We start from the raw sequence: 21,272 nt of genomic DNA on the forward strand, positions 1-21,272 counted from the left end.
TTAGTGAGTATTCGACCTCTTTTCGCTGCCCTGGCCGTTCTGGCTCTGGCGGGTTGTGCAGCCGATCCGGCGCCGAATGAACAGATCCGCCTGACCGAACAGGCCCTTGTCCAGGCCAAAGCCGTGGGCGCCACCGCCGCCGACGTGCCGGAATTGAAACTGGCCGAAGAAAAATTCACCCGGGCCCAGGGCGACATGGCCGACCAGTCCTACAGACATGCGCGCATGCGTGCCGAACAGGCCGAGCTGGACGCGCGCCTGGCCGAAGCCCGGGTCCTGACCCTCAAGAGCGAAGAACAGTTGAACGTGCTCAATACCCGCATCACCCGTTTGCGCAAGCAATTGAGAGACGCCCAATGAGCCTCAAGCGCAAAGTACTCGGCGGTTTGATCCTGGCGGGCTGCGCAGGCCTGCATGGCTGTGCCGGTCAGCACAGCGAGGCCGCGTTGCAACAGGCCGATGTCGATTTCCAGAAGGTCAAGGAAGATTCCAACGTGCTGCGAATCGCGCCCAAGGACGTGATTCGCGCCGGAGAGTCCCTGGCCCGCGCCGATCGTCTGTCCAGTTACTGGGGCAGCGGATCCGACGTGAAGCATTACGCCTATCTGAGCCAGCGCTACAGCGAAATCGCCCGGGAGCACACCAACCAGGTGCTCAACGAAGAGCGCGCGGCGAAGCTCGAACTCGAGCGGCAGCGCCTGCAACTGGCCCTGCGCGAATCCAGATTGCTCAGCGTGCAGCAGCAGGGCAAGTGGCTTGAAGAACAGATTCTCGCGCTGGCCACCACCCAGACCGACCGTGGCCTGGTGATGACCCTGGGCGATGTGCTGTTCGATACCGGCGAAGCGGAGTTGAAAAGTTCGGCCAATCGCGTGGCGTTGAAGATCGTGCAGTTCCTGCAGCTCAACCCCAAGCGCGTGGTGCGCATCGAAGGTTACGCCGACAGTACCGGCGGCAAGCAGGAAAATCTCAAGCTGTCCCGCGACCGTGCGCAATCGGTAGCGAACGTGCTGATGGACCTGGGCATCGACGACAAACGCATCCAGGTGGAAGGCTACGGCGATGAATACCCGGTAGATGCGAACGCCTCGGAACGGGGCCGTGCACAGAACCGTCGGGTGGAAATTGTGTTCTCCGACGAAAAAGGCCAGCTCGGCGCTGCCCGCTAAGGGTTGCGTCCCTGGAGAACCCGGCCTGCACCGCAGCGCCGGGTTTTTTTACGCCTGAGAACTGCTACACAAAGCGGTACAGATTTTGCTGACACTGCACTGTACTGTCGACTATTGTGGCAACTGTCCCCGTACACTTCTAAACTGTTCCGGTATTGTTTCACATAAGAATAAAATGCCCGTGAAATCGAGTGCTGCGTCATGACCAATCTCTTGCTTTACCAACGTATTGCTCAACAGCTGGCCGAAGACATCCGCCGTGGCGTCTATCAACCGGGGGAGCGCGTGCCTTCGGTGCGCAAGATGAGCTCGCAGCTCAACGTCAGCCATGCGACGGTGTTGCAGGCCTACGCCAATCTCGAGGATCAGGGGCTGATCCGTGCCCGGCCGCAGTCGGGGTACTACGTGCACCAGACGCCGGCCCTGACGGCGCCGACGCCGGATATCGCCCGGGTCGAGCGTCCCGGCCTGGTCACCCGCAGCAGCATCATTCAGCAAGTGCTGGTCGAATCCCGCCGCGAGGGTGTGTTCCCCTTGGGCGCGGCCGTGCCAAGCGTCGATTATCTGCCGGTCAGGGCGCTGCATCAGCAACTGGCCAAGGTCACCCGTTTCCATAGCCCGCGGGCGTTCAGCTACATGTTCAGTCCCGGTTTCGAACCCTTGCGGCGCCAGGTGGCCATTCGCATGCGCGATGCCGGTGTGGTGGTCGACCCTTCGGAAGTGGTCATCACCCACGGCTGCGTCGATGCCCTGCAGATGTCCCTGCGCGTCCTGACCCGACCGGGCGACTTGATCGCCGCCGAGTCGCCGACCTACTACGGGTTGTTGCAGCTGGCTGACCTGCTGGGCCTCAAGGTCATCGAGATTCCCAGCGATCCGGCAACGGGCATGAGCCTCGAAGCCCTGCAACTGGCGGCCAACCAGTGGTCGATCAAGGCGCTGGTGCTGACCACCCGTCTGAGCAATCCGCTGGGCGGCACCATGCCCGAAGAACGCCAGAAGCAACTGCTGCGTCTGGCCTCGGATTTCGATATCCAGATTGTCGAGGACGATATCTACGGCGAACTGATGTTCGAGCAGGGCCGTACCAAGGCGCTGAAGGCCTACGACCGGCTGGATCGGGTGATCTATTGCTCGAGCTTCTCCAAAACCCTGTCGCCGGGCGTGCGGATCGGCTGGATGATTGCCGGCAAGTACCAGCAGGAAATCCAGCGCTTGCAGACCTTCAGCACCCATTCGGCCTGCAGCGTCACGCAGATGGGCATTGCGGCGTACCTGGAGAACGGTGGTTATGACCGGCATTTGCGCTACATCCGTCAGGAGTACCGCAAGAACCTCAGCGCCTTCCAGCTGGCGGTGCAGCAGCATTTTCCGGAAGGCACGCAGATGACCCGACCGACCGGCGGCTTCATTCTGTGGGTCAGTTTGCCAGGAAGGGTCAATACACAGGAACTGCATGTGCGGGCGTTGCAGCAGGGCATCAGCATTGCACCAGGGCTGATTTTCAGTAACACCGAACAGTTCAATCACTGCATTCGCCTGAACTGCGGCATCCCCTGGAACCGGGAAGCCGAGCGTGCATTGATGACCCTGGGCATGCTTGCCACCCAGCTCTGCCAAGAGATGGCCGGCGGTTTTTGACGGGGCGGGCAGGTTCTTCCTGTCCGCGCTTGTCTTGTTGCGTGCAACAGGCGAGCATAAGGCTTCTGCCCTTTGCGCCGTTGGGTCCATGAAAGCGATTTTCCCCGCCGTCTGGCTATCGATATGCCTGCTGATGACCTTGCAGGCAGAAGGCATCATGGCGGATCCCGTTAAGGAAAAACCGGCAGCCGGTGCCACCTCGAAACCAGCGCCACCGGTTAAAAAAGCCGCAGCGGTCAAAAAGAAAGTGGCCAAGGTGAAAAAACGCGCGCCGATTGCGTCCAAGTCCAAATCCGCCAGTGAAGTGGTGAAGACCAGGCTTCCTTCGGCCGATCTGGATTTGAGCCTGCCCGAGGAGATGGCCGAGGAACTGAAACCCATCGGTTCGGTACCCTTGCCACGGCGCGATCCGGTATTGCCGCAAATGTTCGGCGACAAGGCCGGCAGCACTCCGTTTCAGCTCAACGGGCGGCTGATCAGCAACGAAATGCAGTTGCAACTGCGTAACGAAGAGCGCCGGGACGTCGAGGGCGCAGCGCTGGAATTCGAGTTCAAGCGTTAATTCCTGCTCATCCGTGACCCGCAGGCCAGACACTTTGTCGGAGACTGGTCAGTCACGCTTGTTTGAGCGAAAAAACCCGGGTCCTGGCAATTTAAAACAACTGTTTTAGCGGTTACCCTGTGCCTCGTCTTTAACACATCGCCCGTCGCGAGGAGCTCGTCGTCATGAAATGCCGTGAAGGCTGTGGCGCCTGTTGCATTGCCCCTTCCATCAGTTCACCGATCCCCGGCATGCCCAATGGCAAAGCCTCCGGAGAACGTTGCGTGCAACTTTCTGCGGATAATCTGTGCAGTATTTTCGGTAGGGCGGAACGTCCTGCCGTGTGTTCGGCGTTTGCCGCCGATGTCGAAGTCTGCGGAAGCAGCAGTGACGAAGCGATCAAATTGCTGGGATGGTGGGAGCAAATGACCGCGGCGTGATGTGTTCCACGAACGGAACTTCAACAATAAGGAATAAGATTATGGGTTCGCTGCATCGTATGGCTGTGTTGTGTGGTTTGACAGTAATGCTCGCCACCACGGCCGCTCAGGCTGAAGACTGGACAGTCGCCAAGGATCAGGACGGCATCAAGGTCTCCTTGAGCGAGGTGGCTGGCTCCGATTACAAGGCCTACCGGGGTGTCACGCTGATGAAGACCACCCTGGCCAAACTGCGCGCACTGCAGGAAGACGTGCCAGGCGCCTGCGCCTGGATTCACGAATGCAAGACCCAGAAGCTGCTCAAGCACGAAGGCGATCAGAGCTGGACCTACACTCAGTTCAATACGCCTTGGCCGGTCACTGCACGTGATTCGGTGCTGCACGTCACCACCGTCGAAGGCGCCGATGGCAGCCTGACCCGCAAGCTCGAAGGCGTGCCGAAGTACCTTCCCGAAGAGAAAGGCTTTGTGCGGGTCACCAAGGTCGACGGTTTCTGGAAGTTCGTGCCCAAGGGCGATCAGGTCGAAGTGACGTATCAGGTGCACACCGAGCCGGGCGGCAGCATCCCGTCGATGGTGGCCAACAAGTTCGTGGTCGACGCGCCGTTCAATACCTTGAAAGCCATGAAAGAACGCGCCGAGAAGTAATGGCAGCGCTCTTCTGAAAAAACGCCTCGGTTTCTCGGGGCGTTTTGTTGTTTGGGGTTGGGGGTTACAGGATCCTGACGGATGTTCCCCGATCCAATTGTGGGAGCGAGCCTGCTCGCGAAGAACCCGAGGGCGGCGTGTTCATCCAGACAGCACGCGTCATCGTTAACGTCCTTCGCGAGCAGGCTCGCTCCCACAGGAGACGCGCGGCCGATAGGCCGCCTTTTATTTTGTATCCAAGTATCGCGTTGCACGAAATTTTCACAACGCCTCCAAGACAATTCGCCCGCGCCGCGCATACCGGGCAGTAATCAATAATGGCAATGCCGCGGACGATCGTGCAACATTTGCGCACCGCGCAAGCCCCGGGGCCGGGAACTGGCCAACAGAGGGCAAGGCGCCGCTGTATTTTTTTGAAACTTCAACTTCCAATGGGTCCTAAAACGACATGGCAAACCCGGACGCCCTGAGACAGCAGCGAGCTTCAAGTCGCCTGCTGCAACCGACCGTCAAATCGCATCTGGCCTACACGTTGCTGTGTGCCCTGGTCATGATGGTCATGTTCACCTTGCTGCGCGTCGCGCTGCTGGTCTACAACCGCGAGATGATGCTCGACACACCGGCCTCGACCTTTTTCGAAGCGTTCACCAACGGTATGCGTTTCGACCTGCGCCTGGTGGTGTACCTCAGCATTCCGCTGCTGCTGGCGCTGTTCAGTGCCCGGGCCATGGCCGCCCGCGGGTTCTTCCGTCTCTGGCTGACCATCGTCTCGAGCATCGCATTGTTTCTCGGCTTGATGGAGATGGACTTCTACCGCGAGTTCCACCAGCGCCTCAACGGCCTGGTCTTCCAGTACATCAAGGAAGACCCGAAAACCGTGACCAGCATGCTCTGGCACGGTTTCCCGGTGGTTCGCTACCTGCTGGCCTGGGCCGTGGGCACCGTGATCCTGACCCTGGCGTTCAAGGGCGCCGACCGCGCCACCCGTCCTCGCGGGCCATTCAGCGGCGGCAGTGTCGGCACGCGCCAGATTGCCCCGTGGTATTCGCGCATCGCGGTGTTCGTGGTCTGCCTGCTGGTCTGCGTGGTCGCTGCCCGTGGCACCCTGCGTCAGGGCCCGCCGATGCGTTGGGGCGACGTCTACACCACCGACTCCAATTTCGCCAACCAGCTGGGCCTCAACGGTACCTTGTCGCTGGTCGCCGCGGCCAAGAGCCGGATGTCCGAAGATCGCGACAACATCTGGAAAGCCAAGCTGCCGCAGCCGCAGGCCCAGCAAATCGTGCGTGACCTGCTGGTAATGCCGGACGACAAGCTGGTGGATGGCGAGACTGCCGCCGTGCGTCGCGATTACACGCCGCCGGCCGACAAGACCCTGCCGATCAAGAACGTCGTCGTGATCCTGATGGAAAGCATGGCCGGTCACTCGGTGGGCGCCCTGGGCGCACCGGGCAACATCACGCCCTACCTCGACAAGTTGTCGAAGGAAGGCCTGCTGTTCGACCGTTTCTTCTCCAACGGCACCCACACCCATCAGGGCATGTTCGCCACCATGGCTTGCTTCCCGAACCTGCCGGGGTTCGAATACCTGATGCAAACGCCTGAAGGGAGCCACAAGCTGTCCGGCTTGCCGCAATTGCTCAGCGCTCGTGACTACGATGACGTGTACGTCTACAACGGTGACTTTGCCTGGGATAACCAGTCGGGTTTCTTCAGCAACCAGGGCATGACCAACTTCATTGGCCGTAACGACTTCGTCAATCCGGTGTTCTCCGATCCGACCTGGGGCGTGTCCGACCAGGACATGTTCGACCGGGGCCTGGTCGAGCTCAAGGCGCGGGAAAACGGCAAGCCGTTCTACGCCCTGCTGCAAACCCTGTCCAACCACACGCCATACGCCTTGCCGACGCCCTTGCCGGTCGAGCGCGTGACCGATCGCGGTAGCCTGAACGAACATATGACCGCCATGCGCTACGCGGACTGGGCCTTGGGCCAGTTCTTTGAAAAGGCCCGCAAGGAGCCGTACTTCAAGGAGACCCTGTTTGTCGTCGTGGGTGACCATGGGTTTGGCAACGAGCGCCAGATCACCGAAATGGACCTGGGCCGCTTCAACGTGCCGATGCTGTTCATCGCACCGGGTATCCAGGAAAAGTTCGGCACCCTGGACCACACAGTGGGCACTCAGGTCGATATCGTGCCGACCATCATGGGCCGGATCGGTGGCGAAGTGCGCCATCAGTGCTGGGGCCGCGACCTGTTGAACCTGCCTGAAGGCGATACCGGTTTTGGTGTGATCAAACCGTCGGGCAGCGAGCAGACCACCGCCATTATCACGGCCGATCAGATTCTGGTATTGCCCAAGGATAAGGATATGGCTGCGAAGGTGTACAACTACGAACTGGGTGCCACACCTCGTGCCGTGGTAGTTCCGGAGGCACCGCGCACGGCCGAGCTGAAACTCAAGCTCGAAGCGTTCCTGCAAACGGCAACCAAGAGCCTGATCGACAACACCGCCGGTGTGGTAGACGGCAAGCCGGACTGACCGTCGACGCGCAATAAAAAAGAGGCCCTTGAAGGGCCTCTTTTTTTGCCTGTTTTAAACCTTTATATCTTGCCCAGCAACAGCAGGATCAAAAGCACCACCAACACCACGCCGATGATACCCGACGGGCCATACCCCCAACTTCTGGAGTGCGGGAAGACCGGTAAACCACCTACCAGCAGGAGGATCAGGATAATGATCAGAATTGTGCCCATGTTTATTTCCTTGTTGGAAGTGTTCTGGAACTACCTGGTGTTTAACTGTCAGCCGGGATGCTATAAAACCAGGCCGCTTACAAAATCCGACTGTTGCGCATGACAGAAAATTCCAAGTTTTTTTAATGTTTTTCGAAGAAAGGCTTATTTCGTTTTTACTGCATTAGTTGGTTCGGACACTTCCAGGGTTTGCCTGGGCCATTCAGCAATCTGATGGAGCGTGGGTCGGGCAATGACCTTCGCTACACTCGACACATCTTCCCCGGAACAACAAGGCTGTTTGCTATGCAAAATCGCATGATGATCACTGGCGCGGGCTCTGGCCTGGGTCGCGAAATCGCGCTGCGCTGGGCGCGTGAAGGCTGGCAGCTGGCCTTGTCGGATGTCAGCGAGCCCGGTGTGCAGGAAACCCTGAAACTGGTTCGCGACGCCGGCGGCGACGGTTTCACCCAACGTTGTGATGTGCGTGACTACAGCCAGCTCACCGCCTTCGCCCAAGCCTGCGAAGAGAAACTGGGTGGCATCGATGTCATCGTCAACAACGCCGGCGTTGCTTCGGGCGGGTTCTTCAGTGAGCTGTCCCTGGAGGACTGGGACTGGCAGATCGCGATCAACCTGATGGGCGTGGTCAAGGGCTGCAAGGCCTTCCTGCCGCTGCTGGAAAAAAGCAAAGGCAAGATCATCAACATTGCGTCGATGGCAGCCCTGATGCAAGGCCCGGCCATGAGCAACTACAACGTGGCCAAGGCGGGAGTGGTGGCCTTGTCCGAAAGCCTGCTGATCGAACTGGCGCAGCAGGAAATCAGCGTGCATGTGGTGTGCCCGTCATTCTTCCAGACCAACCTGCTCGATTCCTTCCGCGGCCCGACGCCGGCCATGAAGGCCCAGGTCGGTAAATTGCTGGAAAGCTCGCCGATCACCGCGGCCGACATTGCCGACTACATCCATCAGCACGTTGTCGCCGGCGAGTTCATGATTCTGCCTCACGAACAGGGCCGCATGGCCTGGGCGCTCAAGCAGAAGAACCCGCAGTTGCTCTACGACGAAATGACCGTCATGGCCGATAAAATGCGCGCCAAGGCCAAACAAACCACAGGCTGAACTTGCCCCTGGGCAACAGCGTCGTTAGGGTGGCCGCCATCGGTCATCCTCGCGAGACGTCTGCATGCTCAATTACCTGTGGTTTTTTCTCGCCGCGCTGTTTGAAATTGCCGGCTGCTTCGCCTTCTGGATGTGGCTGCGTCAGGGCAAGAGTGCCTGGTGGATAGTGCCTGCGTTGCTCAGCCTGACCCTGTTTGCGCTGCTGCTGACCCGTGTCGAAGCGAGCTATGCCGGTCGCGCCTATGCCGCTTACGGTGGCATCTACATCGTTGCGTCGATTGGCTGGCTGGCGGTGGTCGAGCGGATTCGTCCGCTGGGCTCGGACTGGATCGGGGTGGCACTGTGCGTGATCGGGGCGAGTGTCATCCTGTTCGGACCGCGCTTCTCAGCGGTCTGAAGGATCGGTCCTTCATTGCGCTGGTTTGTCGGACGTTTCCTTCGGAGCTGTTGTTCTTGAACTGTAGGGCGGGTCTGATTTGCTGCCGTTGCATTGAAGACCTGCCGTGCGCCGGGCATCTTCAGGGTCAATCAATCCTGAAGGACGAATGCCATGCTTGTACTCAGCCGCGTTGTGGGCGAATTGATTTCCATTGGTGACGACATTTCCGTGCGCATAGTGGCCGTCAACGGCGGCACTGTGCGCTTCGGCGTCGAAGCGCCGCGGGATGTCAATGTGCACAGATCCGAGGTCTATAAACGCATCAAGCTCAAACTGCCGAAAAAAAATAAAGCGCACTGAAGATTTCAGTCGAACAGATGCTTGGGCACGTCGTGCTTGAGCATCAACTGGCATTGCTCGCTGTCCGGATCGAAGACGATCAGTGCCTGGCCCTTGGTCAAGGCCTGGCGAACCCGTAGTACGCGGGTTTCGAGCGGCGTCTCATCACCGTTGTCGGTGCCGTCACGGGTTACGAAATCCTCGATCAGACGGGTCAGTGTGTCGACTTCAAGTTGGTCATGGGGAATCAGCATGGGCACCTCGGCTAAACAATTGCGCGATGCTACGGCGAATGATCGGTTGCGGCTAGCCTCGGGTCCATGAGTTGCCTTTACACCGCCTTCGCGGGCACGCCTCGCTCCTACAGGGTACGAGTCAATTGTGATCGACGCCAAACCCTGTAGGAGCGAGGCTTGCCCGCGAAGACAATCTCTCAGGCAAAGAAAAACCAGGATCAGCTCTCCGACCGCTGCCCCACCAGACTGTCCACCGACGGCACCCGCGTATCGCTTTCCATCTGCGTGTCATGTTCGATCTGATGACTGAACCTGTCCAGCGACCCCTTCGCAGGCTGAGCGTCGCTGGCGAATACCGGCGGGCTGAGGATATAGGCACCGAGCAATCGACTGAGCGCAGCGAGGCTGTCGATGTGGGTGCGTTCGTAGCCGTGGGTGGCGTCGCAACCGAAGGCGAGCAGGGCGGTGCGAATGTCATGGCCGGCAGTCACCGCCGAGTGCGCATCGCTGAAGTAATAACGGAACAAGTCGCGCCGCACGGGCAACTCGTTATCACTGGCCAGGCGTAACAGGTGGCGCGACAGGTGGTAGTCATAAGGTCCACCGGAATCCTGCATGGCCACGCTTACCGCGTGTTCGCTGGAATGCTGGCCCGGTGCAACGGGGGCAATGTCGATGCCGACGAATTCGCTGACATCCCAGGGCAACGCTGCTGCGGCGCCGCTGCCGGTTTCCTCGGTGATGGTGAACAGCGGATGACAGTCGATCATCAGTTCTTCGCCGCTGTCGACGATCGCTTTCATGGCTGCCAACAGGGCCGCAACACCGGCCTTGTCGTCGAGGTGACGGGCGCTGATGTGGCCGCTTTCAGTGAATTCGGGCAACGGGTCGAAGGCGACGAAATCGCCGACGCTGATCCCCAGCGAATCGCAATCGGCGCGGGTGGCGCAATAGGCGTCCAGGCGCAATTCGATGTGATCCCAACTGATCGGCATTTCATCCACGGCGGTGTTGAACGCATGCCCGGAAGCCATCAGCGGCAACACGCTGCCGCGGATCACACCGTTATCGGTAAACAGGCTGACCCGGCTGCCCTCGGCAAAACGGCTCGACCAGCAACCGACCGGGGCCAGCGTCAGGCGACCGTTGTCCTTGATCGCACGAACCGCCGCGCCGATGGTGTCCAGGTGCGCGGAAACTGCGCGGTCCGGGCTGTTTTTCTTGCCCTTGAGGGTGGCGCGGATGGTTCCGCGACGGGTCATTTCAAACGGAATGCCAAGCTCTTCAAGGCGCTCGGCGACGTAGCGCACGATGGTATCGGTGAACCCGGTCGGGCTGGGAATGGCGAGCATTTCCAGCAGGACTTTTTGCAGGTAGTTGAGATCCGGTTCGGGAATTTTGCTGGTCATGGAAACTCCTGATGAGTTGAGCGCATCGATGGTTTCGATGAGGGGAAAGAATCTTTGTTGCCTGAACTGACGCCTTCGCTGGCAAGCCAGCTCCTACAGGGGAATGCGGTCAACTGTAGGAGCTGGCTTGCCAGCGAAGGGGCCGGTCCAGGCGCTACATCACTAAGAAGCCGCCGGCTGACTATGCGGAAACAACATATCCACAAACCGCTCAGCCGTCGGCTGCGGTTCATGGTTGGCCAGTCCGGCGCGCTCGTTGGCTTCGATAAACACATACTCCGGCTGATCGGCGGCCGGCACCATCAGGTCGAGCCCGACCATGGGGATATCCAGCGCCCGCGCCGCGCGCACCGCCGCATCGACCAGCGTCGGATGCAGGATCGCCGTGACATCCTCAAGCACGCCACCGGTATGCAGGTTCGCCGTACGCCGCACGAACAGATGCTCGCCGGCCGGCAGAATGCTTTCGTAATCGTACCCGGCTGCCTGCAAGGTCCGTTCGGTCTCGTGATCCAGCGGGATTTTGCTTTCACCGCTGGTGGCGGCCTGACGCCGCCGACTCTGGGCTTCGATCAATGCACCGATGCAATGCTGGCCATCGCCCACCACTTCCGCCGGGCGGCGGATGGCGGCGGCGACCACTTCGAAACCGATCACCACAATCCGCAGGTCGAGACCCTCGTGGAAACTTTCCAGCAGTACCCGACTGTCGAACTGGCGGGCTGCTTCGATGGCTTGCTGGACCTCTTCAATGGTTCGCAAATCCACCGCGACGCCATGACCCTGTTCACCGTCCAGGGGCTTGACCACCACCCGCTCGTACTCATCGAGAAACGCCAGATTGTCGTCCGCATTACCCGCCAGCTGTTGCGCCGGCAGCTTCAGGCCGGCCTTTTTCAGCGCCTTGTGGGTCAGGCTCTTGTCCTGGCACAAGGTCATGCTGATGGCACTGGTCAGATCGCTCAAGGATTCCCGGCACCGTACCCGACGACTGCCATGGACCAGGGTGAACAGCCCGGCTTCGGCATCATCTACCTGCACTTCGATGCCGCGCCGGTGAGCTTCCTCAACGATGATCCGCGCATACGGATTGAACTCGGCTTCCGGCCCCGGGCCAAGGAACAGCGGCTGGTTGATGCTGTTCTTGCGCTTGATGGCAAAGGTCGACAGGTTTCGAAAACCCAGCTTGGCATAAAGACTTTTCGCCTGGCGGTTGTCGTGCAGCACCGACAGGTCCAGGTAACTCAAGCCGCGGCTCATGAAATGCTCGATCAAGTGCCGCACCAGGACTTCACCGACCCCCGGCCGCGAGCATTGAGGATCGACGGCCAGGCACCAGAGGCTGCTGCCGTTTTCCGGGTCGTTGAACGCCTTGTGATGATCAAGGCCCATGACGCTGCCGATGATCGCGCCGCTGTCCTCATCTTCGGCCAGCCAGAATACCGGGCCGCCCTGGTGACGCGGGGTCAGCAGACCCGGGTCGATCGGCAGCATGCCGCGCAGCTGGTATAGCTGATTGATCGCCGACCAGTCCGCATCGCTCTGGGCCCGGCGGATACGAAAGCCGCGAAACACCCGGGTGGACTGCCGGTAGTCGCTGAACCACAGACGCAAGGTGTCGGACGGGTCGAGAAACAGTTGTGCCGGTTCCAGCCCCAGCACTTGCTGAGGCGCGGCGACGTAGAGCGCGATGTCGCGTTCGCCCGGCTGCTCGTTGAGCAACTCCTGGGCGAGGCTGGCGGGGTCGGCAAAGGTGTGGCCGATCAACAACCGGCCCCAGCCGCAATGCACGGCGATCGGTGCCGCGCCCAGTTCGCTGCCGTCTTCGGCCAGGCGCGCCTGCAAGCGTTCGTAGGAGGGCGCCTGACCGCGCAACAAGCGTTGGCTGTATGCCGTGGCATGGGGTTTCATCGATCAGATTCCTTGTTCACTGAGCCACAGGTTCAGGGCCGCCAATTGCCACAGCTTGGAGCCGCGTAACGGGGTCAGCTGCCCTTGTGGATCGGTTAGCAGGCGGTCGAGCATTGCCGGTTTGAACAGGCCGCGATCCTGACTCGGATCAAGCAGCAGTTCACGCACCCAGTTCAGCGTGTCGCCTTGCAAATGCTTCAGGCCAGGGACCGGGAAGTAACCTTTCTTGCGGTCGATCACTTCACTGGGAATCACCAGCCGTGCCGCTTCTTTCAAGACTTGCTTGCCGCCGTCCGGCAGTTTGAATTTGCCCGGCACCCGGGCCGACAATTCCACCAGGCGATAGTCGAGAAACGGCGTGCGCGCTTCCAGACCCCAGGCCATGGTCATGTTATCCACGCGTTTGACCGGGTCGTCCACCAGCATCACCGTGCTGTCCAGGCGCAAGGCTTTGTCCACCGCCGCATCGGCACCGGGCTGTGCGAAATGCTCTTTGACGAAGTCACCCGCGGCGTCGTTGGCGGTCAGCCATTTCGGTTGCACGGTGGCGGCGTAATCGTCGTAGCTGCGGTCGAAGAATGCCTCGCGATAGGCCGCGTAAGGATCGGCGGCGCCGTCGACTTGTGGATACCAGTGGTAACCGGCAAACAACTCGTCCGCGCCCTGGCCGCTCTGCACCACTTTGCAGTGCTTGGCCACTTCCCGGGACAACAGATAGAAGGCAATACAGTCATGGCTGACCATCGGCTCGCTCATCGCGCGGAACGCCGCGGGCAGTTGCTCGATGATCTCTTTTTCGTCGATGCGCAGTTGGTGGTGCTGCGTGTTGTAGTGCTTGGCGATCAGGTCCGAGTACTGAAACTCGTCGCCCCGCTCGCCGCCGGCATCCTGGAAACCGATGGAAAAGGTCGACAGATTTTCCACGCCGACTTCACGCAACAGCCCCACCAACATGCTCGAATCGACACCGCCGGAAAGCAGCACGCCGACATCTACAGCCGCACGTTGACGAATCGCTACGGCGTCGCGGGTGCTGTCGAGCACACGGTCGCGCCAGTCTTCGAGGGTCAGGTTCATCTCGTCGGCGTGTGGGCCGTAGGGCAGGGTCCACCAGGTTTTCTGCTCGGTGGTGCCATCCGCTTCGATGCGCATCCAGGTGGCCGGTGGCAGTTTCTCGATGCCCGCCAGCAAGGTGCGCGGCGCCGGGACCACGGCGTGGAAATTCAGGTAGTGATTGAGCGCCACCGGATCGAGGATCGGGTTGATGTCGCCGCCCTTGAGCAACGCCGGCAGGGCCGAGGCAAAGCGCAGGCGCTGGCCGGTGCGCGACAGGTACAGCGGCTTCACACCCAGGCGGTCGCGGGCGATGAACAGGCGTTTGGCGTCGCGCTCCCAGATGGCGAAGGCGAACATGCCATTGAGCTTGGGCAGCAGCGCTTCGCCCCAGGCGTGATAGCCCTTGAGCAGCACTTCGGTGTCACCGCCGGAATAGAAGGCATAACCCAGGCTTTCAAGTTCGGTTCGCAGTTCCGGGAAGTTGTAGATCGCGCCGTTGAACGCCATGGACAAGCCCAGTTGGTTGTCGATCATCGGCTGCGCCGAGCCGTCCGACAGGTCCATGATCTTCAGGCGACGATGGCCCAGGGCAATCGGCCCTTGGCTGTGAAAGCCCCACGCGTCAGGGCCGCGAGGTGCCAGGTGATGGGTGATCCGCTCAATCGCGGCCAGGTCGGCCGGTTGATGGTCGAAACGTAATTCTCCAGCTAATCCGCACATAAGGTCCTTACCGGTTTTTCCGTTGGGGAGGGTCAATCGATACCTCGCCAAAATGACGGGTACTCTGAAACTGACCCGGCGGATTCGCGGTAGTTTTAGATCGATAAGTTATAAGCGGGGGTTGCCGGACGAATGGAGGGACGGCACAAGTGCGGATTGCAGTGGCGGTAAATAATGCTGTGAAGCATAGGAGTAGTGGCGAAAGCATCGCGACGCTGGGCGCTAAATATCGCGCGCAGGTCGACGGCATTGCGGATGAGAAACAGCAGGCTGAGAACGGTCTGCTGAAAAGTCTGACTGAGGAGGCCATGAAGGCGCAGGAGTTGAGGAGCTGTTTTGTACTGGATTGACCACTCAGGCCTTGCCTCGAATCAATCGGCGCAAGGCAAAACGATTCGGGTGACAGGCCTCGGCCACGGCCCTGGGCAGTGGCAGGGGTTCATCATCGAGCCAGGCGGCAATCAACTCGCCTGACAAGGGGGCGGTGATCAGCCCTCTCGACCCGTGGCCGCTGTTGACGTACAAACCAACCTGCCAGGGGCAGGGGATGTCCGGTGTTTTCCGGGCATCCTTACTCAATTCACCGTAGGCCTCGGCGAATGCCTGACTGTCCGCCAATGGGCCGACAATCGGCAAGTAATCCGGGCTGGTACAGCGAAACGCCGCCCGACCTTCAAGCGTTTCAGGTTGCAATGAATCGGCCTGCAGCCGCGCTACCAGGTCCATCGAGATTTCTTCGAGCATCTGCAAGTTGCCTGCATGCTCGGCCGCTGTCGGTGTGAGGTCATCGGAGTTGAAGTCGAAACTGGCGCCCAAGGTATGTTCACCCAAGCGTGCCGGCGCCACATAACCTTCGGCGCAGACCACAGTGCTCAGCGTCTGGCTTGCGGTGGTCTGCGCCAGACGAGTGATCTGTCCACGAATGCGTTTGAGCGGCAGCTCGCTGCTGTAGGGGAAACGCTTGATCTCGGCAGCGCCGGCCAGCACCACCACCGGTGCAACGGCCAGCAACGTTTCACCATCCCACGCCTGCCACTGCCCGTCGGTACGGCGCAATTGCAGCACGTCGTGGTGCGTCAGAACCCGGATATTCGGTTGCGCGGCTTGCCATTGGCACAAGGCGGGCGGATGCACCCAACCGCCTTCGGGGTAGAACAGGCCACCCCATTGCAGACCGATCCCGGCGCGCGTCTGGGCCTGTTCTCGATCCAGTGTGTGCAGCAAATCCTCGGGAAAGGCTGCTGCCAGTTGCGCCTGACGCTCGGCTTCCCTGGCGTTGAAGGCCAGTTGCAGGACGCCGCAATCGTCCCAGTCGACACCCCGATGCAGATGCTCAAGCACGCGTCGGGTATAGCCAAAACCGCTGACGATCAATTGCGACAACGCCGTGCCGTGGGCCGAAAGCTTGAGGTACAGCACGCCCTGAGGGTTGCCTGAAGCTTCCTGCGCCAGTGCATGGTGACGCTCCAGCAGACTGACGTGCCACCCCCTCGCGGCCAGGCTGGCGGCCGTGGAGCAACCGGCCAGGCCGGCACCGATCACCAGCGCCCGACGTTCGCCGGCCAGCGGCGCCGGGCGGGCGAACCAGGGTTTCACGGCAAGGGGTGTCGGGGCTTGTTCAGGCCAGCCGACGAAGGTGCCGCGCAGGATTTCCCATTTATGGCCGATGCCCGGCGTGCGCTTCATCTTGAAGCCTGCGGCATTGAGCAGCCGGCGCACCCAACCGGTACTGGTGAAGGTGCTGAGGGTCGAGCCGGGCGCAGCCAGGCGCGCCAGCTCGGCGAACAGTTCGGCGGTCCACATGTCGGGGTTTTTCGCCGGGGCGAAGCCGTCGAGAAACCAGGCGTCAATCTGTGCATCCAGCTGTGGCAATTGTTCCAGGGCATCGCCGATCAACAGGGTCAGGGTGACTCGGCCGTTATCCAGGCTCAGACGCTGGAAGCCTTGATGGATCGCCACATACTGCGCCAGCAGTTGATCGGCGAAGGGTTTGAGTTCGGGCCACAAGGCCAGCGCCCGCTGCAGGTCTGGCAGGCCCAGGGGATATTTTTCGACACTGACGAAATGCAACCGTGCACCAGCCGCCGCGTGCTGCTCGAACAGCTGCCAGGCGCAGAGAAAATTCAATCCGGTGCCGAACCCGGTCTCACCGATCACCAGCCTTGCGCCCACTGGTAACGCGGCAAAGCGTTCACGCAGGTTATTTTGCTCGAGGAATACGTAGCGGGTTTCATCAAGGCCCGACTTATCCGAAAAATAGACATCGTCGAACACCCGCGAACGCGGGAGCCCTTGGTCGTCCCAGTCGAGCTGGGCGTGGGGCAATACAGGTTTCATGGCAGGCTCGGCAACGGCAAGGCGGCCATTCTAGCCGATCGCCGGGATGGTGCTTGATCCATGGCAAGTCTGAATCCGTGCGGAGGATAAAAAAGGGATTTCTCCCACCAAGGAGAGGTCAATCCGCTAGTCTTGCTCAATCCGGGAAGGGAGCCGTCCATGTTCGAATCTGCTGAAATCGGTCACGTCATTGACAAAGAAACCTACGAAGCTGAAGTGCCGGCGCTGCGCCAGGCGTTGCTTGAGGCGCAATTCGAACTCCAGCAGCAAAAGCGCTTCCCGGTGATCGTCCTGATCAACGGCATCGAAGGCGCCGGCAAGGGTGAAACCGTCAAGCTGCTCAACGAATGGATGGACCCGCGCCTGATCGAGGTCCGGACCTTCGATCAACAGACCGACGAAGAACTGGCGCGGCCACCGGCCTGGCGCTACTGGCGGATGCTCCCGGCCAAGGGCCGCATGGGGATTTTTTTCGGCAACTGGTACAGCCAGATGCTGCAAAGCCGGGTCCATGGCGAGTACAAGGATCCGCGGCTCGATCAAGGCATCAACTCCGCCGAGCGGCTGGAGAAGATGCTGTGCGACGAAGGCGCGCTGATCTTTAAGTTCTGGTTTCACCTCTCGAAGAAGCAGATGAAAGCGCGGCTCAAGGCCTTGGCCGACGATCCATTGCACAGCTGGCGCATCAGCCCGCTGGACTGGCAACAATCGCAAACCTACGACAAATTTGTGAAGTACGGCGAGCGCATTCTGCGTCGAACCAGCCGCGACTACGCGCCCTGGCATGTGATCGCCGGCATGGACCCGCGCTATCGCAGCCTGGCGGTGGGCAAGATTCTGCTCGATGGCCTGCAAGGTGCGTTGAAGCGACCCAGGATTCACCCGGACAAAGTCAGCGCCGCGCCATTGGCCAGCAGCGTCGATCAGGTGAACCTGCTCGACAGCCTGGACCTGACCCTGAATCTGGACAAGGCCGATTACGAAGAACAGTTGATCACCGAGCAGGCGCGGTTTTCCGGCCTGATGCGCGATAAACGCATGCGCCGCCATGCCCTCATCGCGGTGTTTGAAGGCAATGACGCGGCGGGTAAGGGCGGGGCCATCCGCCGGGTGGCCGCGGCGCTGGATCCACGCCAGTACAGCATCGTGCCGATCGCCGCGCCCACCGAAGAGGAGCGGGCGCATCCGTACATGTGGCGGTTCTGGCGCCATATTCCGGCGCGGGGCAAGTTCACCGTGTTCGACCGCTCCTGGTATGGCCGGGTGCTGGTGGAGCGCATCGAAGGTTTTTGCAGCGCGGCGGACTGGTTACGCGCCTATGGCGAAATCAACGACTTCGAAGAGCAGATCGCCGATGCCGGGGTGATCGTGGTCAAGTTCTGGCTGGCCATCGACAAACAGACGCAGATGGAGCGATTCGAGGAGCGCGAAGAGACACCCTTCAAGCGCTTCAAGATCACCGAAGATGACTGGCGCAATCGGGAAAAGTGGGACGACTACCGGGCAGCGGTCGGTGACATGGTCGATCGCACCAGCACCGAGATCTCGCCCTGGACCCTGGTGGAGGCCAATGACAAGCGCTGGGCCCGGGTCAAGGTATTACGCACAATCAACCAGGCGCTAGAGGAAGCGTTCAAGAAATCCGACAAGAAGGTGAAAAAAAACAAGCGGTAGGCCAATGGTCACGCATACGCGAGGTGAATGATTGTCGCGGCCAGTCATTCGGTGGATCTATGCTCGGTCCATTCTAAACCGACAACAATAATGAGGTGTGCCATGCGTGAAGTGGTGATCGTCGACAGTGTGCGGACCGGTCTGGCCAAGTCCTTTCGCGGCAAGTTCAACATGACCCGTCCCGACGACATGGCGGCGCATTGTGTCGACGCCTTGTTGACGCGCTCGGGTATCGACCCGGCCAGCGTCGAGGATTGCATCGTTGGTGCCGGCTCCAACGAAGGCGCCCAGGGTTACAACATCGGTCGCAATGTCGCCGTGCTCTCAGGTTTGGGCGTCGGCACCGCCGGCATGACCCTCAACCGTTTCTGCTCATCGGGCTTGCAGGCGATAGCCATCGCCGCCAACCAGATCGCCTCCGGTTGCAGCGACATCATCGTCGCCGGCGGCGTCGAGTCCATCAGCCTGACCATGAAAAGCGTCAACACCGACAACCTGATCAACCCGCTGCTGCAAGAACAGGTGCCGGGCATCTACTTCCCTATGGGCCAGACCGCCGAAATCGTCGCCCGGCGTTACAACGTCAGTCGCGAAGAACAGGATGCGTACGCCCTGCAAAGCCAGCATCGCACGGCCCAGGCCCAGGCCGCCGGGTTGTTTGACGATGAAATCGTGCCGATGGCGGTGAAATATCGGGTTGAAGACAAGGCCACCGGTCAGGTGCAGATCCTTGATGGCATCGTCGATCGCGACGACTGCAACCGACCGGACACCACGCTGCAAAGCCTGGCCGGGTTGAATCCGGTGTTTGCCGAAGACGGCTCGGTGACCGCCGGCAATTCTTCGCAGCTGTCCGATGGCGCCTCCATGACCCTGGTGATGAGCCTGGAAAAGGCCCTGGAGCTGGGCCTGAAGCCGAAAGCGTTTTTTCGCGGGTTTACCGTGGCCGGATGCGCACCGGATGAAATGGGCATCGGTCCGGTGTTTTCGGTGCCCAAGCTGCTCAAGGCCAAAGGCTTGCAGGTGGCTGACATCGACCTGTGGGAACTCAACGAAGCGTTCGCTTCCCAGTGCCTGTACAGCCGCAATCGGTTGGAGATCGATAACGACAAGTACAACGTCAACGGCGGCTCGATCTCCATTGGCCATCCGTTCGGCATGACCGGTTCGCGGCAGGTCGGGCACCTGGTGCGCGAGTTGCAGCGGCGCGGTTTGCGTTATGGCGTTGTCACCATGTGCGTGGGGGGCGGGATGGGGGCTACGGGGTTGTTTGAAGCGGTGCGTTAAGCCAGCAAGATCTGTGTAGCCTGGTTAATCGCTTTCGCGAACAGGCTCGCTCCCACAGGGATCTGGTGTGCGACAGAGATCCAGTGTGGGAGCGAGCCTGCTCGCGAAGGCAGGCGCCGCGATTTATTGATTCTTACGCAGCAACATCCGCTCTATATAAGCCTGAATGTAGAATTCAGCCTTCTCCTGGTTTTCAAACGGCCCCTCCAGGGTGTTTTCCCGGGTACTGAAATACAACTCCCCATTCACACGGCACATCCGGTCACTGCGAAAGTGGGTGGCGGGGGCGTTGTCCTGGGCTCGCTTGCCGTACATGGCGTTCTCCTGAAGTGAGGTAGCAATTAGTGGATCCAATGAGCTTATGCATTAACCACTTGAAGCGACTGGTTAACCGATCGACGGCATATCGACATCTAGCATATCGACATCTAAAGAGTGCGACCTGCACAGTTTCATTTGCGGCCAGTCGCCAACTGTCCCTGTGTACCGGTCGGCTCCGGGCCTAGAATGACGGTTCTCGCCAATTGGCTTCGGGGTTCGCATGCACATTTCATCGGGTCGCTGGGTTTATGGTCTGTTCCTGGCCTTGTTGACCGCGCTGTTGTGGGGAATCCTGCCGATCAAGCTCAAGCAAGTGCTGCAAGTGATGGATCCGGTGACGGTGACCTGGTTTCGGCTGATGGTGTCCGGCGGGTGCCTGTTCATTTGCCTGGCGGCGACCGGGCGCCTGCCGAGTCGCAAAGTCCTCGGTCCGCGCGGCGGCTGGCTGGTGTTGATGGCGGTGCTCGGTCTGGTGGGCAACTACGTCTTGTACCTGATGGGGTTGAACCTGCTCAGCCCCGGCACCGCGCAACTGGTGGTACAGATGGGCCCGATCATGCTGCTGATCGCCAGCCTGTTTGTGTTCAAGGAGCGCTTCAGCGTGGGGCAGGGGATTGGCCTGCTGGTGCTGCTGGTTGGCTTCGCCTTGTTTTTCAACCAGCGCTTGAGTGAATTGCTGACCTCGCTGACCGAGTACACCACCGGGGTACTGTTGGTATTGCTGGCGTCCACGGTCTGGACCTTCTATGCCCTGGGCCAGAAGCAACTGCTGACAGTGTGGAGTTCGTTTCAGGTGATGATGGTGATCTACCTGTTCTGCGGGTTGCTGCTGACGCCGTGGGTGCATCCGCTGGAGGCACTGCAGCTCAGTCCATTGCAAGGCTGGATGCTGCTGGCCTGTTGCATGAACACCCTGATCGCCTATGGCGCGTTTGCCGAGGCGTTGGCGCATTGGGAAGCTTCACGGGTGAGTGCAACCCTGGCGATCACGCCGTTGGTGACCTTTGCGGCGGTGGCGGTGGCGGCATGGTTGTGGCCGGAGTATGTGCAGGCAGAGACGATCAATGGTCTGGGGTATGGCGGGGCGGTGCTGGTGGTGCTGGGGTCGGCGCTGGTGGCGTTGGGGCCTTCGCTGATGGCCGGGCTCAGGGCTCGTCGGGTTCGGGTGTCGGTGGGTCGATAGACCGCGTAATCGTTCTTCGCGAGCAGGCTCGCTCCCACAGGTGTTGTGTCGTCTACCGAAATTGTGGTCGACGCAAAACCTGTGGGAGCGAGCTTGCTCGCGATGACGGACTGTCAGGCGCTAG

General features: G+C 60.4%; 21 protein-coding genes. 14 read left to right on the forward strand and 7 right to left on the reverse strand.

Going from position 1 to position 21,272, the window contains the following annotated elements; genetic code table 11:
• Window positions 1-3 precede the first annotated feature (3 nt).
• The 7 genes from ACA041_RS06750 to ACA041_RS06780 all read left to right on the forward strand — a co-directional run bounded on the left by ACA041_RS06750 (window position 4) and on the right by ACA041_RS06780 (window position 6,980).
• On the forward strand, window positions 4-360 hold the full coding sequence (locus tag ACA041_RS06750) for a DUF4398 domain-containing protein (RefSeq protein ID WP_497440421.1): 357 nt from the start codon (window positions 4-6) through the stop codon (window positions 358-360).
• A complete protein-coding gene (locus ACA041_RS06755; RefSeq protein ID WP_497440422.1) occupies window positions 357-1,169 on the forward strand; it encodes an OmpA family protein in 813 nt (270 codons plus the stop codon). The genes ACA041_RS06750 and ACA041_RS06755 overlap by 4 nt, the downstream gene beginning before the upstream one ends.
• Before the next feature lie 201 nt (window positions 1,170-1,370).
• Window positions 1,371-2,810, forward strand: a complete 1,440-nt coding sequence (locus ACA041_RS06760) for an aminotransferase-like domain-containing protein (RefSeq protein ID WP_497440423.1) — start codon at window positions 1,371-1,373, stop codon at window positions 2,808-2,810.
• 88 nt (window positions 2,811-2,898) lie between these two features.
• Window positions 2,899-3,372, forward strand: coding sequence for a translation initiation factor 2 (locus ACA041_RS06765; protein ID WP_497440424.1), 474 nt, complete (start codon window positions 2,899-2,901; stop codon window positions 3,370-3,372).
• Window positions 3,373-3,536: 164 nt separating this feature from the next.
• Window positions 3,537-3,791, forward strand: coding sequence for a YkgJ family cysteine cluster protein (locus tag ACA041_RS06770; RefSeq protein ID WP_497440425.1), 255 nt, complete (start codon window positions 3,537-3,539; stop codon window positions 3,789-3,791).
• A gap of 41 nt (window positions 3,792-3,832) precedes the next feature.
• Window positions 3,833-4,438, forward strand: coding sequence for an START domain-containing protein (locus ACA041_RS06775; protein WP_497440426.1), 606 nt, complete (start codon window positions 3,833-3,835; stop codon window positions 4,436-4,438).
• 448 nt (window positions 4,439-4,886) lie between these two features.
• Complete coding sequence (locus ACA041_RS06780; RefSeq protein WP_497440427.1) at window positions 4,887-6,980, forward strand: LTA synthase family protein; 2,094 nt, start codon at window positions 4,887-4,889, stop codon at window positions 6,978-6,980.
• 62 nt (window positions 6,981-7,042) lie between these two features.
• Here ACA041_RS06780 and ACA041_RS06785 read toward each other — a convergent pair whose 3' ends face one another.
• Window positions 7,043-7,201 (reverse strand): DUF3309 family protein, encoded by a 159-nt coding sequence (locus ACA041_RS06785; protein ID WP_178084746.1) that lies wholly within the window; start codon window positions 7,199-7,201, stop codon window positions 7,043-7,045.
• A gap of 279 nt (window positions 7,202-7,480) precedes the next feature.
• Between ACA041_RS06785 and ACA041_RS06790 the strand changes: the two genes are divergently transcribed.
• The 3 genes from ACA041_RS06790 to csrA all read left to right on the forward strand — a co-directional run bounded on the left by ACA041_RS06790 (window position 7,481) and on the right by csrA (window position 9,035).
• A complete protein-coding gene (locus ACA041_RS06790) occupies window positions 7,481-8,296 on the forward strand; it encodes an SDR family oxidoreductase (RefSeq protein WP_497440428.1) in 816 nt (271 codons plus the stop codon).
• A 64-nt stretch (window positions 8,297-8,360) separates the two neighbouring features.
• Window positions 8,361-8,693, forward strand: a complete 333-nt coding sequence (locus ACA041_RS06795; RefSeq protein ID WP_497440429.1) for a YnfA family protein — start codon at window positions 8,361-8,363, stop codon at window positions 8,691-8,693.
• A gap of 153 nt (window positions 8,694-8,846) precedes the next feature.
• Window positions 8,847-9,035 carry a carbon storage regulator CsrA gene (gene csrA / locus ACA041_RS06800; RefSeq protein ID WP_497440430.1) on the forward strand — a complete coding sequence of 63 codons (189 nt, stop codon included), beginning with the start codon at window positions 8,847-8,849 and terminating at the stop codon, window positions 9,033-9,035.
• Window positions 9,036-9,040: 5 nt separating this feature from the next.
• Here csrA and ACA041_RS06805 read toward each other — a convergent pair whose 3' ends face one another.
• The 4 genes from ACA041_RS06805 to ACA041_RS06820 form a co-directional block, all read right to left on the reverse strand.
• The gene (locus ACA041_RS06805; protein ID WP_497440431.1) at window positions 9,041-9,268 is read right to left on the reverse strand and encodes a YheU family protein; all 228 of its coding nucleotides are present in this window, start codon (window positions 9,266-9,268) and stop codon (window positions 9,041-9,043) included.
• A 200-nt stretch (window positions 9,269-9,468) separates the two neighbouring features.
• Complete coding sequence (locus ACA041_RS06810; RefSeq protein ID WP_064676452.1) at window positions 9,469-10,659, reverse strand: osmoprotectant NAGGN system M42 family peptidase; 1,191 nt, start codon at window positions 10,657-10,659, stop codon at window positions 9,469-9,471.
• Between the two features lie 162 nt (window positions 10,660-10,821).
• Window positions 10,822-12,570, reverse strand: a complete 1,749-nt coding sequence (ngg, locus tag ACA041_RS06815; RefSeq protein ID WP_497440432.1) for an N-acetylglutaminylglutamine synthetase — start codon at window positions 12,568-12,570, stop codon at window positions 10,822-10,824.
• A 3-nt stretch (window positions 12,571-12,573) separates the two neighbouring features.
• A complete protein-coding gene (locus ACA041_RS06820; protein WP_497440433.1) occupies window positions 12,574-14,346 on the reverse strand; it encodes an N-acetylglutaminylglutamine amidotransferase in 1,773 nt (590 codons plus the stop codon).
• A 149-nt stretch (window positions 14,347-14,495) separates the two neighbouring features.
• On the opposite strand from ACA041_RS06820, the gene ACA041_RS06825 reads away from it, so the two are divergent.
• Window positions 14,496-14,696: a hypothetical protein gene (locus ACA041_RS06825; protein WP_497440434.1), complete on the forward strand. Its 201-nt coding sequence runs from the start codon at window positions 14,496-14,498 to the stop codon at window positions 14,694-14,696.
• A 4-nt stretch (window positions 14,697-14,700) separates the two neighbouring features.
• Here ACA041_RS06825 and mnmC read toward each other — a convergent pair whose 3' ends face one another.
• The gene (gene mnmC, locus ACA041_RS06830; protein WP_497440435.1) at window positions 14,701-16,683 is read right to left on the reverse strand and encodes a bifunctional tRNA (5-methylaminomethyl-2-thiouridine)(34)-methyltransferase MnmC2/FAD-dependent 5-carboxymethylaminomethyl-2-thiouridine(34) oxidoreductase MnmC1; all 1,983 of its coding nucleotides are present in this window, start codon (window positions 16,681-16,683) and stop codon (window positions 14,701-14,703) included.
• A 159-nt stretch (window positions 16,684-16,842) separates the two neighbouring features.
• On the opposite strand from mnmC, the gene pap reads away from it, so the two are divergent.
• Complete coding sequence (pap, locus tag ACA041_RS06835; protein ID WP_497440436.1) at window positions 16,843-18,357, forward strand: polyphosphate:AMP phosphotransferase; 1,515 nt, start codon at window positions 16,843-16,845, stop codon at window positions 18,355-18,357.
• 102 nt (window positions 18,358-18,459) lie between these two features.
• Window positions 18,460-19,644 carry a thiolase family protein gene (locus ACA041_RS06840; RefSeq protein ID WP_497440437.1) on the forward strand — a complete coding sequence of 395 codons (1,185 nt, stop codon included), beginning with the start codon at window positions 18,460-18,462 and terminating at the stop codon, window positions 19,642-19,644.
• A gap of 123 nt (window positions 19,645-19,767) precedes the next feature.
• On the opposite strand, the gene ACA041_RS06845 is transcribed toward ACA041_RS06840, so the two are convergent.
• Window positions 19,768-19,959 carry a DUF6316 family protein gene (locus tag ACA041_RS06845; RefSeq protein ID WP_497440438.1) on the reverse strand — a complete coding sequence of 64 codons (192 nt, stop codon included), beginning with the start codon at window positions 19,957-19,959 and terminating at the stop codon, window positions 19,768-19,770.
• A 226-nt stretch (window positions 19,960-20,185) separates the two neighbouring features.
• On the opposite strand from ACA041_RS06845, the gene ACA041_RS06850 reads away from it, so the two are divergent.
• Window positions 20,186-21,148, forward strand: coding sequence for a DMT family transporter (locus ACA041_RS06850; protein WP_497440439.1), 963 nt, complete (start codon window positions 20,186-20,188; stop codon window positions 21,146-21,148).
• Window positions 21,149-21,272 lie beyond the last annotated feature (124 nt).

The sequence above is a fragment of the Pseudomonas sp. LBUM1676 genome (assembly GCF_059695605.1).